The organism is Micromonospora sp. CNZ286 (assembly GCF_014207755.1).
The window spans coordinates 402,065-415,443 of record NZ_JACHIZ010000001.1 but is presented as its reverse complement, the minus strand read 5'-3'; the positions used below and the strand labels follow the sequence as shown (position 1 = coordinate 415,443).

General features: G+C 69.1%; 11 protein-coding genes. 4 read left to right on the top strand and 7 right to left on the bottom strand.

Annotated features, from left to right (window positions below; all coding sequences use genetic code 11):
* Window position 1 precedes the first annotated feature (1 nt).
* Together sucC and icmB are read right to left on the bottom strand one after the other, a co-directional pair.
* Complete coding sequence (gene sucC, locus FHX31_RS02060) at window positions 2-1,180, bottom strand: ADP-forming succinate--CoA ligase subunit beta (RefSeq protein WP_013288514.1); 1,179 nt, start codon at window positions 1,178-1,180, stop codon at window positions 2-4.
* 455 nt (window positions 1,181-1,635) lie between these two features.
* Window positions 1,636-2,040, bottom strand: a complete 405-nt coding sequence (gene icmB, locus FHX31_RS02055; protein WP_013288515.1) for a coenzyme B12-dependent isobutyryl CoA mutase small subunit — start codon at window positions 2,038-2,040, stop codon at window positions 1,636-1,638.
* A gap of 402 nt (window positions 2,041-2,442) precedes the next feature.
* On the opposite strand from icmB, the gene FHX31_RS02050 reads away from it, so the two are divergent.
* Window positions 2,443-3,153 (top strand): M23 family metallopeptidase, encoded by a 711-nt coding sequence (locus FHX31_RS02050; protein ID WP_013288516.1) that lies wholly within the window; start codon window positions 2,443-2,445, stop codon window positions 3,151-3,153.
* Window positions 3,154-3,403: 250 nt separating this feature from the next.
* A complete protein-coding gene (locus FHX31_RS02045) occupies window positions 3,404-4,177 on the top strand; it encodes a M23 family metallopeptidase (RefSeq protein ID WP_013473628.1) in 774 nt (257 codons plus the stop codon).
* A gap of 70 nt (window positions 4,178-4,247) precedes the next feature.
* Here FHX31_RS02045 and pcrA read toward each other — a convergent pair whose 3' ends face one another.
* The gene (gene pcrA, locus FHX31_RS02040; RefSeq protein WP_184974839.1) at window positions 4,248-6,659 is read right to left on the bottom strand and encodes a DNA helicase PcrA; all 2,412 of its coding nucleotides are present in this window, start codon (window positions 6,657-6,659) and stop codon (window positions 4,248-4,250) included.
* A gap of 288 nt (window positions 6,660-6,947) precedes the next feature.
* Between pcrA and FHX31_RS02035 the strand changes: the two genes are divergently transcribed.
* Window positions 6,948-7,301 (top strand): chorismate mutase, encoded by a 354-nt coding sequence (locus tag FHX31_RS02035; protein ID WP_013288519.1) that lies wholly within the window; start codon window positions 6,948-6,950, stop codon window positions 7,299-7,301.
* Window positions 7,302-7,383: 82 nt separating this feature from the next.
* Here FHX31_RS02035 and FHX31_RS02030 read toward each other — a convergent pair whose 3' ends face one another.
* Complete coding sequence (locus FHX31_RS02030) at window positions 7,384-8,166, bottom strand: IS5/IS1182 family transposase (protein WP_013473820.1); 783 nt, start codon at window positions 8,164-8,166, stop codon at window positions 7,384-7,386.
* A 1,400-nt stretch (window positions 8,167-9,566) separates the two neighbouring features.
* Between FHX31_RS02030 and FHX31_RS02025 the strand changes: the two genes are divergently transcribed.
* Complete coding sequence (locus FHX31_RS02025; RefSeq protein ID WP_184974836.1) at window positions 9,567-10,151, top strand: hypothetical protein; 585 nt, start codon at window positions 9,567-9,569, stop codon at window positions 10,149-10,151.
* 101 nt (window positions 10,152-10,252) lie between these two features.
* On the opposite strand, the gene FHX31_RS02020 is transcribed toward FHX31_RS02025, so the two are convergent.
* Genes FHX31_RS02020 through FHX31_RS02010 form a run of 3 tightly spaced genes read right to left on the bottom strand, consistent with a single transcriptional unit; the run spans window position 10,253 to window position 13,320 of the window.
* Complete coding sequence (locus FHX31_RS02020) at window positions 10,253-11,290, bottom strand: ABC transporter ATP-binding protein (protein ID WP_184974833.1); 1,038 nt, start codon at window positions 11,288-11,290, stop codon at window positions 10,253-10,255.
* On the bottom strand, window positions 11,283-12,311 hold the full coding sequence (locus tag FHX31_RS02015) for an ABC transporter ATP-binding protein (protein ID WP_013473631.1): 1,029 nt from the start codon (window positions 12,309-12,311) through the stop codon (window positions 11,283-11,285). The genes FHX31_RS02020 and FHX31_RS02015 overlap by 8 nt, the downstream gene beginning before the upstream one ends.
* Before the next feature lie 25 nt (window positions 12,312-12,336).
* Complete coding sequence (locus FHX31_RS02010; RefSeq protein WP_013473632.1) at window positions 12,337-13,320, bottom strand: ABC transporter permease; 984 nt, start codon at window positions 13,318-13,320, stop codon at window positions 12,337-12,339.
* Window positions 13,321-13,379 lie beyond the last annotated feature (59 nt).

Below are 13,379 nucleotides of genomic sequence, written 5' to 3'. Positions count from 1 at the left end.
GTCAGACCCCCGCAGCTGCCAGCTCGGCGGCCCGCTCGGCCGCGCCGTCCATGGTGTCGACCCGCTGGATCAGCGGGTTGGCCGCGCCGTCGAGGATCGCCCGGCCGGCCTCGGCGTTGTTGCCGTCGAGGCGCACGACGAGCGGCTTGGTGGCCTTCTCGCCGCGCTGCTCCAGCAGCGCCAGCGCCTGCACGATGCCGTTGGCGACCGCGTCACAGGCGGTGATGCCGCCGAAGACGTTGACGAAGACGCTCTTGACCGACGGGTCGGACAGGACGATCTCCAGGCCGTTCGCCATCACCTCGGCGCTCGCGCCGCCGCCGATGTCGAGGAAGTTGGCCGGCTTGACGCCGCCGTGCCGCTCGCCCGCGTACGCGACCACGTCGAGCGTGGACATGACCAGGCCCGCGCCGTTGCCGATGATGCCGACCTCGCCGTCGAGCTTGACGTAGTTGAGGTCCTTGGCCTTCGCGGCCTGCTCCAGCGGGTCCACCGACGCCTGGTCGACCAGGGCCTCGTGGTCCGGGTGCCGGAACCCGGCGTTCTCGTCCAGGGTGACCTTGGCGTCCAGGAGCAGCAGCTTGCCGTCCTTGGTCGTGGCCAGCGGGTTCACCTCGACGAGCGTGGCGTCCTCGGCCACGAACGCCTGCCACAGCTTGACCGCGACCTCGACCACCTGGTCGGCGATCTCGGCCGGGAAGCCGGCCGCGGTGACGATCTCGCGCGCCTTGGCCTCGTCCACGCCGGTGTTGGCGTCGATCGGCGCCTTCACGACCCGCTCCGGGGTCTCGGCCGCGACCTGCTCGATGTCCATACCGCCGGCCACGCTGGCGATGCAGAGGAAGGTGCGGTTCGCCCGGTCGAGCAGGTACGAGAAGTAGTACTCCTCGGCCACGTCCGCGGTCACGGTGATCATGACCTTGTGGACGGTGTGACCCTTGATGTCCATGCCGAGGATGTCGGTGGCCCGAGCCACCGTCTCCTCCGCGCCCTCGGCCAGCTTCACGCCGCCGGCCTTGCCGCGGCCACCGACCTTCACCTGCGCCTTGACGACCACCCGGCCGCCGAGGCGTTCGGCGATCGCGCGGGCCTCCTCCGGGGTAGTGGCGACGCCGCCGGCGAGCACGGGCAAGCCGTGCCGCTCGAACAGGTCCCGCCCCTGGTACTCGTACAGGTCCACGATTGCGCGTCCCGTCCCGTCTCCGCGGCGCGCCGTCGCGCCGCCACCAGCTTCGGAAAATCAGTTTGACGCCTGTCATCAGATGAGACAGGCCATTTGCCGCAGCCTAACGAGATGGGAACGGGCGGCAACCGAGCGGGTGCGGGGTGTGCGGTAATGCACAGACCGGGCTCGGCCGGGCCGATCACTGAGGCCCCGGCGCACGGGGGCGTCAGCCGTCCGGGGGATGTCCGGGCCCGGGCGTAACCGCCCGTCGGGGGCGTCGTTGAGTGTGATGTCGGCGCGCTGGTCAAGCGCGGCGACGGGAGCGGCCGATGCCCTGTCGGTCGAGGGGTGGCGGCGGGGCATCGTGCATAGAGGGGCCGGGCGTGTGAGGGGTGCGTCCGGCCCCTCCCCCCGTGCCCGGAGCCGGAAACGCGGGGGCCGGGCACGCAGGGGCCGGGAACCGGGCGGGGTCAGCCGACCGGCTGGGCGACGTTCTCCCGCACCCACTCGACGATCGAGCCGGTGGTGGCGCCCGGGGTGAAGATCTTCGCGACGCCGAGCCGCTCCAGCTCCGGGATGTCGGCCTCGGGGATGATGCCGCCGCCGAACACCACGATGTCGGTGGCGTCCCGCTCGGTGAGCAGTTCGACGACGCGCTTGAACAGCGTCATGTGCGCGCCCGAGAGCACCGACAGGCCGACCGCGTCCGCGTCCTCCTGGATGGCGGTCTCGACGATCTGCTCGGGCGTCTGGTGCAGGCCGGTGTAGATGACCTCCATGCCCGCGTCACGCAGGGCGCGGGCGACCACCTTCGCCCCCCGGTCGTGGCCGTCCAGGCCGGGCTTCGCGACGACGACCCGGATACGAGAGCTCATCTGCGCACACCTTTCACCGGCACTCCTGACCTGAACGAACGGTAACCCGGCCGGACCGGAGGCGGGAAGCCGGGCCGGACCTTCCCACATACGAGCCGCCCCACTACCGCCCACCCGGGTACGCGGAAAGCCGGACACCTCCGCCGTTCGGTCACTGTCCGCGACGAATGGGCAGTCGACATACCATCCGACCGGCGGCACGAGCTATGACAAGGTCGGATGGAATTGGACATAACGAATCAGCATTTCGGCGCTTCGGCTTGTGACAGGAGTGGCGGTTGGCTAACGTGTCCACGGTTGTCATCAGGTCCACGGACGGGTGACGACGCGGCACCGGAGGTTCGACCGAGCTTCACCGAACGGTCCGGAGTCGCATCGGATCCCCGACAACGGAGGGTGTGCGTGCGCCAGCGCCTGTCGTCTGAGCCCGATCGCTATCGCGGCCGCCGCCGCGTACCCACCCCCCCGCGGAGCCGCTACGCCGCGGTGGTCACCACCGCCTTCGTCGGCGCCGGCATCGTCGCCATCGGCGCGAACGCCCTCCCCGACGCCAAGAGCGTCAGCCCGTCGGTCCTCGACGAGCTCCGGCAGGCCTCGGTCGCCAGCCAGGACGCCGCCGCCCGCGCCGACAGCGCGGAGCGCCCGTCCCGTGCCGACCGCTCCGACAGCAAGGCCGCCGAGCAGGACCCGTGGCTCCTGCCGCTGCACGGCTACGACTTCAAGTCCCCCTACGGCATGCGGTGGGGCAAGCTGCACACCGGCATCGACCTGGTCGCCCCGGAGGGCACGCCCTACAAGGCGGTCCACGCCGGCACCGTCACCAAGGCCGGCTGGTTCGGCGGCTACGGCTACGCCGTCATCGTCCAGCACTCCGACGGCAGCGAGGCCATCTACGGCCACTCCTCCGCGGTGACGGTCAAGGAGGGCCAGGAGGTGAAGGCCGGCGACCAGCTCGGCCTGGTCGGCAACACCGGCCACTCCTACGGCTCCCACCTGCACCTGGAGATCCATGTCAAGGGCCAGCCGCAGGACCCGGTGGCGTTCCTCAAGGATCGCGGAGTGGACATTCAGCTCGAAGTCGAGGCAGTTTACAGCGACGTAGCCGCGTCCTGACGCTCCGTACCGCCCCGTCACCGCCCGGACCGCACGGTCCGGGCGGTTTCGTCTGTGCCGATGTCTGCCACGTCACACCGGCCGGTGTGAGTGGGAGCACATCGCCGAATGATCGTCTCTTCGACCGAACCGGCCGGCCGGTCCGAAACCGGACGCGCGGTGGCGGCGCGGGCCACCGCCTCCGCACCCCCGATACCCGCTGCGACCTGCACCGACACCAGTATTTCGAGGTCACGTGCCCCTCGAACCGATGAAGGATCCCGTGCAGCACAGCAGCCCCACCCCGGACAACGCTCCCGCCCGGCACCGGCGCCCGCGCCGCGCCCGGCGCACCGTTTACGTGGTCACCGGCGCGGTGGCCCTGCTCGGCCTCGGCATCGGCGGCGTGGTCGTCACCACCGCCCCGTCCGACCCGACGCCGGCCGCCGTCGACCTCGGCGTAGCGGCCCGCGCCGACGACGCCGACCGCGCCGACCGTTCGGCCCGCGAGCCGGTCACCCCGTCCGCTGTACCGGCCAGCCCGTCGCCGAGCCCGAGCGCGAGCGCGACCAGCCCGGCACCGAAGAAGACGGCGACGGCGAAACCCAAGCCGAAGCCGAAGAAGACGACAGTGGCGAAGAAGCCCACCTGGGTCATCCCGATGAAGGGCGCCGACATCACGTCGTGCTACGGGCCCCGCTGGGGCACCCAGCACGCCGGCATCGACTTCGCCATGCCGGCCGGCACGCCGATCCACGCCGCCGCAGCGGGCACCGTGGTCAAGGCCGGTGACGTGGGCGACGGCTACGGCATCTCGGTCTTCATCGACCACCACAACGGCTACCTGACCCACTACGCCCACCAGAGCCGGCTCGCCGTCGGCGTCGGCGACACGGTCAAGGCCGGTCAGGTCATCGGGTACGAGGGCTCCACCGGCGACTCCACCGGCCCGCACCTGCACTTCGAGGTGCACCAGGGCGCGATGTGGAACCAGATCGACCCGGCGCCGTTCCTGCGTGCCCGGGGCATCGGCGTGGCCTGCTGACGCAGTGGTCCACCGGCGTGGCCGGGCCGGTCTCCAGCCCGGCCACGCCTGCGGTCCGTCCGCCTGACGCTCAGAGCTTGTCGATCGGGGCGTGCCGCAGCACCAGCCACATGGTCTGGTCGCCGAAGTCGATCTGGGCCCGCGCACCCGGCCCGGCCCCCTCCACCGCCAGCACCCGGCCCAGGCCGTACCGCTGGTGGTTGACCCGGTCGCCCACCGCGACCTTCGGAGCCTGCTTCAGCTCGCTCGCGGTGGCCAGCCGGCTGGCGTCCACGCCCAGCCGCTTCGCCAGCTCGGTCGCCTTGGGCGTGCCGCCGGCGAAGCCGCTGCGGCCCAGCCGGTCCGCCCGGCCGCCGACGCCCCCGCCTCCGCCGCCCCACGAGGTGTACGACCCCTCGGTGCGCTCCCAGCGGACCAGCTCGGGCGGCAGCTCCTCCAGGAACCGCGACGGCGGGTTGTAGGCGGGCGCGCCCCAGGCCGACCGGGTCACCGCGCGGGACAGGTAGAGACGCTGGCGGGCCCGGGTGATGCCCACGTACGCCAGCCGCCGCTCCTCCTCCAGCTCGCGGGTGTCGCCGAGCGAGCGCAGGTGCGGGAAGACGCCGTCCTCCAGGCCGGTCAGGAAGACCACCGGGAACTCCAGGCCCTTGGCGGTGTGCAGCGTCATCAGCGTGACCACCCCTTGGTGGTCCGGGTCGTCGGAGGGGATCTGGTCGGCGTCGGCGACGAGCGCCACCTGCTCCAGGAAACCGGCGAGCGTGGCTCGCTCGTCGTCGGCGCCGAGCGCCTCGATCCGCTCGGTGTACTCCCGGGCGACGCTCACCAGTTCCTGGAGGTTGTCCACCCGGCCGGCGTCCTGTGGGTCGAGGCTCTCCTCCAGCTCGGCCAGGTAGCCGGAGCGGGTCAGCACCGCCTCCAGCACCTCCTCCGGGGTGCCGGTGCCGGCCAGCTCCCGCGCCGCGTCGAGCAACGCGACGAACTCGGCGATGCCGTTCGCCGCCCGGGTGGAGATGCCCGGCGCGTCCTTGGCCCGGCGCAACGCGGCGCCGAAGGAGATGCGGTCCCGGGCACTCAGCGCCTCCACGCACGCCTCGGCCCGCTCGCCGATGCCCCGGCGCGGGGTGTTGAGAACCCGGCGCAGGCTGACCGTGTCGTCGTCGTTGACCACGGCGCGCAGGTACGCGAGCGCGTCGCGGACCTCCTTGCGCTCGTAGAAGCGCACCCCGCCGACCACCTTGTAGGGCAGGCCGACCCGGATGAACACCTCCTCGAACACACGGGACATGGCGTTCGTACGGTAGAACACCGCCACGTCGCCCGGGCGGGTCTCGCCGTCGTCGACCAGCCGGTCGATCTCCCGGGCCACCCAGTCGGCCTCGGCGTGCTCGGTGTCGGCGACGTACCCGACGATCTGCTCGCCGGACCCGGCGTCGCTCCACAGCCGCTTCGGCTTGCGGGAGGTGTTGCGGTCGATCACCGCGTTGGCGGCGTTGAGGATGGTCTGGGTCGAGCGGTAGTTCTGCTCCAGCAGGATCGTGCGGGCGTCGGTGAAGTCCCGCTCGAACTCCAGGATGTTGCGGATGGTCGCGCCGCGGAACGCGTAGATCGACTGGTCGGCGTCACCGACCACGCACAGCTCCGCCGGCGGGATCCCCTCGGTACCGGCGACCAGTTCCTTGATCAGCACGTACTGGGCGTGGTTGGTGTCCTGGTACTCGTCCACCAGCACGTGCCGGAACCGGCGCCGGTAGCTCTCCGCCACGTGCGGGTGCGACTGGAGCAGGTGCACAGTCGTCATGATCAGGTCGTCGAAGTCCAGCGCGTGCGCCTCGCGCAGCCGCCGCTGGTAGAGCGTGTACGCCTCGGCCAGCGCCCGCTCGTTCGGCCCCTTGGCCCGGCCGGCGAACTCCTCCGGGTCGACCAGCTCGTTCTTCAGGTTCGACACCTGGGCGGCCAGGCCCCGGGCCGGGTAGCGCTTCGGGTCCAGATCCAGCTCGCGGGCGACCATCTGCATCAACCGGCGCGAGTCGTCCGCGTCGTAGATCGAGAACGTCGACTTCAGGCCGGCGTGCTCGTGCTCGGCCCGCAGGATGCGTACGCAGGCGGAGTGGAACGTCGAGACCCACATGAGCCGGGCGCGCGGGCCGACCAGCGCGGCCACCCGCTCCTTCATCTCACCGGCGGCCTTGTTGGTGAACGTGATCGCGATGATCTCGCCGGGGTGCACGTCGCGGGCGGCGAGCAGGTAGGCGATCCGGTTGGTCAGCACCCGGGTCTTGCCGGACCCGGCGCCGGCCACGATCAGCAGCGGGGAGCCGGCGTGGGTCACCGCGTCCCGTTGGGGGCCGTTCAGGCCGTCGAGGAGGGCGGCCGGGTCCGACCCGGCGCCCCCGGGACGGCGCGGCGGGGTCGGCCGGGACTCCGGCGCGGGCGGGGACTCCGGCGCGGGCGGGGATGTGGGAATGTCGAAGAGAGGATGCATCGCAGCCCGAGTCTATGCCGCCGGGCGGACACTTCCCCGCCCGCGCCGCCGCCCGGCGCACGCCGTCACGTCTCACCTGTTGGTGCGTCTTCTTGCGCGCCCGCCCGGATGGTCGGCATACTCGACGACGTGTTCGATCAGCGCTTCTACTTTTACTACGGCACCGGGAGTCCGGCAGCCGTGGGTCGCGCCTGATCACAGACCTACGAAACGCCCCGGGCTCCCCGAGCCCGGGGCTTTTCCGTCCCGGGATCCGGGTACCGGGCCCGAGCCCCGAGAGGGACGACGATGATGACTGACGTGGTGGAGTCCAGCGGCAGCCTGGCGCGGCACGACCGGCCGGCCGGCGGCGACCCGACCGGCGCCGCGGCGGCCCGGACCGGCACCGACGACGCGGCGGCGGCGGAACGGATCGGCGAGATCCGGCGGCGGATCGACGAGATCGACCGCACCCTCATCGCGCTCTGGCAGGAGCGGGCAGCGCTCTCCCAGGAGGTCGGCGCGACCCGGATGGCGTCCGGCGGCACCCGGCTGGTGCTCTCCCGCGAGCGGGAGATCCTGGAGCGGTTCCGGTCCGAACTCGGCGCCGACGGCACCCAGCTCGCGCTCCTGCTGCTGCGCGCCGGCCGCGGCCCGCTGTGAACCGACCACGTAGCAAGGCACTCGCTCGACGTCAATGCCAAGCCGGGCACCGTTGGTCCGCACGGCGGATACTGAGCCTTTTTCATCCTGCGTAGCGGTTGGCTTCGACGTGGTGCAGAACGAGGATGGCCTGCACGATCGTGGTCGCCCGCCGTGGGCAGCAGCGCAGCTTGACCAGGATCTTCCAGGTCTTGAGGGTGGCGATCGCCCGTTCGCCGCGGGCGCGGATCTTCGCGTGGGCCCGGTTCACGGCCTTCTGTCGGCGTGACAGCTTGGGCCGGAAGCGGCGCCGCTTGAACGGCGTGCGCACGCTCCCGCCGGCTCCCTGATAGCCCTTGTCCGCGAAGGTCGTCACCTCTGCGCTGGTCAGCGCCTCGATGATGCCGTGGGTCCGGGCCGCGGTCAGGTCGTGGACAGAGCCGGGCAGCGCCGGCGAAGCCCAAACGAGGCGGCCCGCCGCGTCGGCGATGACCTGCACGTTCACGCCGTGGCGCTTGTGCTTCCCCGAGTAGTACGGCCGCTGGTCGGCGACCCGGTCGATCGGGATCAGGGTGCCATCCAGGATCGCGTACGCCAGCCGGCGGATCCGGTTGATGGGGGTGGCCAGGTCGTTCGCGGCCATCGCGAGCAGGGCTATCGCTTCCTGCACGTACCGCCAAGCGGTACTCACGCCGACGGCGAACCCGGCGGCCAGCCGGGTGTAGGTATCACCGTTGCGCAGGTGAGCCAGAGCGAGCAGTGCCTGCCGTCCCGCGTCGAGGCGCCGCCACCTGGATCGACGCTGGTCACGGTGGTGGCGGATACGGTCAGCGAGGTGGTTCAGGGTCCGGCTGGACAACGAGATCGTGGACGGGTAAGACAGCACAGGCGAGGCTCCCGTGTTGGGGCATCGGGTTTTGGTCGATTTGCTGTCTTACCTGGAGCCTCGCCCTCATCGATCTACGGCCCCCGCCTACCCACGCTGACCTGCAAGATCAGGATGAAAAAGGCTCACTGTAGCCGCCGTTGACCCATGCCTTGACTGGACCACGGGTGACCGTTTGTGGAGAAGGTGCCCAGCGGCGTCGAAGTTTTACACCGACACGGCGGTGACGATCACCGCAAGAGAAGCCGAGGCTATCGGCGGCGATGCGTCACCTGCGTCTCTTGATCTTTTTCGCCGTGTCAATACCGCGACTTGAACCATTGCCGGCGGGAGCCGCTGCCTCGCCCGTGTCGGCAGACAGGTGGTGATCTGGCCGACCAGTACGACACCGAGTCCAACCGGGACTCGATGCGAGCAGGCGACCGCGAGGACGTAGCCGAGCCGCTGGCCGGTAGCGCGGCGGCCAGATGCGGGTTGCCACCGCAAACCTCGTCGCCGACACCTCCGAAACTGCAGCTCGTCGACTGCCACTGTGTCAATGAGGCGACGTGCCAGTTGCAGTTTCGTGGCGAAGCGGAAGCTGTCAAACTCCCCGGTATCAGCCGGACGCACGGGGCCATCGATTCACGAATTCGGCAAGTAGCGGGCGACGGCGGTGCGCGCGAACCAGCACGCACCTGGCCGCTGAGGCATACGACAAGTGAATCGCGAGCCGGCAGCTCTCAATCCTCCCGGTAGTGCCGGATCATTCTGTCGCACGCTGACAGTGTGCCCGGGACGAGCCACGACGAAGTCCCGCGCCAGCACGGACGAAGTTGGCCCGGCTAGTCAGATCCTGCTCCCACCCGGACCGCCACCACCGGCGTGCCCGCAATCGTCCAACTGTTCTTGACCGGCAACGGCGCCAGCAACCCGGCCACGAAATCTCGTATCCGGCACTGTCGGCTCCACCTGAATTTCAGCCGCCGTTGACAAGGCACCGTGGCACGGGCCCGGCCAAAACCCGTCGCGATCATGTCGAAAAGCCCGCTGTTGGTCTACCCACCCACAGGCTCGACGGTCGCTGTTCGCATCGTGGACAAACCGCACTGTATCCACAGGTAAGAACGAATTTCCTGCGCCCCATTAGCCCTGCAGCATGGCCACAAAACGTTCACTAGCCCCGACACACCCATAAATGGGTTCAAACCTTCGCCAGCCTCAAGGAACCCTCAAGAATCAGATTCGGTATATTGACTCATCAAACCCGTCAATGCAGAGTTGGTCTTAACGACGCGCCTGCAGCAATTTCACCGGCTGGCGCGCTGAAGGGAAACATGCGCTCTCCCGCCGCAAGAAGCGCTGGCCTGAACATCTTAGCCCTTAGCAGGATGTCCAGGAAAACAAATCGAAGGAGTATAGTGAAGGCTGCGAATTACAGCATTCCCACGGGGGAAAGCTCCAGAACCCAAAAGGTAATCCGTATCGCTGCGGCATTCGCAGGGGCCCTGGCCCTCCTGGCGGCTGCACAACCGGCCACAGCCGCACCGGCCCACAAGCCCTACTCAGACGGGACGGCCCAGAAGGTGTCAGAGGTGCGAACCGTACTAGCACCGACGGCGACCTGGAACAACTACGCCCTAAACCCGTCGCTCTGCAATCCCAACAACTGGATCAGCGAATACCCTACGTGGACAGTGTCCAAGGTGACGTCCACTTCTGTTTATGTGCATTCCCTAAAGATCACCTATAAGCCCGGCAGGACGATGACTATCGCTGGCGCATATATGACCGACGGCAACGGATCCCAGGTGGGCAGTTACTATCATTCCTATCAGGCACCCACGTCCGGATACACCAAGACATGGACGATCAATAAGACCGTGAGCTTCGGCCGAGGTGCGCGAGTCAGCTTCGCCTCGAATTTCAACGCCAATCAAGTTTCCGGCGAAACTGCAATCTGCAGCGGAAACAACACCATCTGGTTCTATCTGCGGCCGATTTAGAACTCGGCAACATCAAAGACCGGCTCGTAGAATAACAGCAAGCGCGCCGCGCTTCTCCCCCCGGCCTACTGGCGGGGGGAGAAGCGCGGCGCGCACCTATGTCAGCTACTGGAACGTTCAGCAAGTCCCGTTCCGCTTGTTGCGACGATCTCCCGCTTCTCGGCGAAGTGGCAGGCGCTCGGGTGGTCCGAGCCCGGCCGGATCTGGAGCAGCGGCATCTCCTGGGCGCAGACGTCCTGCGCCTTCCAGCAGCGGGTGCGGAACCGGCAGCCCGAGGGCGGGCTGACCGGCGAGGGCACGTCGCCCTGGAGCCGGATGATGGCCTTGCTCTCCCGTACGGTCGGGTCCGGCACCGGCACCGCCGACAGCAGTGCCTGGGTGTACGGGTGGGTCGGCCGCTCGTAGATCTCGTCCTCGGTGCCGATCTCCACCATCTTGCCCAGGTACATCACGGCGACCCGGTCGGAGAGGTGCCGCACCACGGACAGGTCGTGGGCGATGAAGACGTACGACAGCCCGAACTCGGTCTGGAGCTTCTCCAGCAGGTTCATCACCTGGGCCTGGATCGAGACGTCCAGGGCCGACACCGGCTCGTCGCAGACGATCACCTCGGGCCGCAGCGCCAGCGCCCGGGCGATGCCGATGCGCTGCCGCTGACCGCCGGAGAACTGGTGCGGGTACCGGTTGATGTGCTCCGGGTTGAGGCCGACCAGGTCGAGCAGCTCCTTGACCTTGTTGCGCCGGCTGCCGCGCGGGGCCACCTCGGGGTGGATCTCGAACGGCTCGCCGATCAGGTCACCCACCGTCATCCGGGGGTTCAGCGAGGTGTACGGGTCCTGCATCACCAGCTGGATCTGCCGGCGCAGCCGCCGCAGCGCGCCACCGGAGAGCTTGGAGATGTCCTGGCCCTTGTAGAGCACCTGGCCGCCGGTCGGCTTCTCCAGGTTCATCAGCACCCGGGCCAGCGTCGACTTGCCGCAGCCGGACTCGCCGACCACGCCGAGCGTCTCGCCGGCCTTGAGGTCGAAGGAGACGCCGTCGACCGCCTTGACGTGACCGATGGTCTTCTTGAACACCACGCCCCGGGTCACGGGGTAGTGCTTGACCAGGTCACGAACCTCGATGATGTTCTCAGTCACGGTTCACCAGTTCCTCGGCGAAGTGGCAGGCGCTGGCCCGGCCGTTGCCCAGTTGCAGCAGCGGCGGGACCTTCTCCCGGCACATCGGCTGCGCCATCGGGCAGCGCGGGTTGAACGCGCAGCCCGTCGGGATGTTCATCAGGTTCGGCGGAAGGCCCTTGATGGTGCGGAGCTCCTGCCCCTTCTCGTCCATCCGCGGGATCGAGTTGAGCAGGCCGAGCGTGTACGGGTGCGCCGGCTTGCGGTACAGGTCGTAGACGTCGGCTTCCTCGACGATCCGGCCGGCGTACATGACCGCGATCCGGTCCGCGACGTCGGCGACCACGCCGAGGTCGTGGGTGATCAGGATCATGCCCATCTGCCGTTCCCGCTGGAGCTCGCCGAGCAGGTCCATGATCTGGGCCTGCACTGTCACGTCGAGCGCGGTGGTGGGCTCGTCGGCGATCAGCACCTCGGGGTCCAGCGCCAGCGACATGGCGATCATGGCGCGCTGCCGCATACCGCCGGAGAACTGGTGCGGGTAGTTGCTGAACCGGCCCTTGGCGTTGGGGATCTTCACCTGGTCGAGCATCTCGATCGCGCGCTTCTTGGCGTCCGAGCGGCTCATGCCGCGGCGGATGCGGAACTGCTCGGCGATCTGGAAGCCGACTGTGAAAACCGGGTTGAGGGCCGAGAGCGAGTCCTGGAAGATCATGGCGATGCCCTCGCCCCGGATCCGCCGCCGCTGCTCGGGGGACATGGTGAGCATGTCCTTGCCGTGGAAGCGGACCTTTCCGCCGGTGACGAAGCCGGGCGGGGTGTCCAGGATGCCCATGATGGTCTGCGCGGTGACGCTCTTGCCGGAGCCGGACTCGCCGAGCACGGCGAGGGTCTCCCCCGCGTCGACGTGGTACGTGACTCCGTTGATGACCTTGGCGACGCCGTCCCGGGTGCGGAACTCCACCCGAAGGTCGTCGACCTCGAGCAGGCGGCCCGAGGGGCGGCCGGATCCGTCGGCGCCCGGGGCGGACTGCTCGGACACGAGAATGTCGGACAACTCAGTTCCCCTATCGGAGCTTCGGGTCGAGGGCCTCGCGGACCGCCTCGCCGAGCATGACGAAGCTCAGCACGGCGGCGACGAGGAACGCGGCGGGGAAGAACAGCAGGTAGGGCGAGACCCGGATGTAGTTCTGCGCCTCGCTGATCATGATGCCCCAGGAGACGACCGGGTGCCTCAGGCCGATGCCCAGGAACGAGAGCGTGGCCTCCGCGCCGATGAACGAGCCGACCATGATCGTGCCGTAGACCAGCAGCGGGGCCAGGCAGTTCGGCAGCAGGTGCTTGAGGATGATCCGGCCGGTGCCGGCGCCGAGCGCGCGGGCCGCGACGATGTAGTCGGCCTCCTTGGTGGCGAGCACCGAGGAGCGCATCAGCCGCATCACGACCGGCCAGCTCAGCACGCTCAGGGACAGGATGACCAGCCCCATGATCGTCCACTCGCCGTTGTCGGTGCCGGACCCGTTGAACGTGGTCAGGATGACGATCGAGCCGAGCACGAACGGCAGGCCGAAGAAGATGTCCGCGATGCGGGAGAGCAGCGCGTCCACCCAGCCGCCGCGGTAGCCGGCGATGATGCCCATCGTGCCGCCGACCAGCAGCGTCAGGAAGGTGGAGACCACAGCCACCACGATCGAGGCGCGGGCGCCGTAGATGACCCGGGCGTAGACGTCGCGGCCCTGCACGTCGTAGCCGAACCAGGCGGCCGACGACGGCTCGACCCGGCTGCGGTCCAGCGAGCCGTTCACCGCGTCGCCGGAGGTGAACAGCCACGGGAAGGCCGCCATCACGAGGAAGACCAGGATGATCGTCGCCGAGATCCAGAACAGCGGCTTGCGGCGCAGGTCGATCCAGGCGTCACCGAGCAGGCCACGCGGCTTGTTCTGCTTCGCGCTCTCCGGCAGGCCCGCGTTGGTGGGCGCGCCCGACCCCGCCTCGGTGGGCATGGTCGCGGGCGGCGTCGACACGATCGACGCGGTATTCGGGTCACTCATGCCCGTACCTCGCTGCGCTCGGCACGGGCGTGGTTGCCCGCGCAGACTGCTGGGACGTT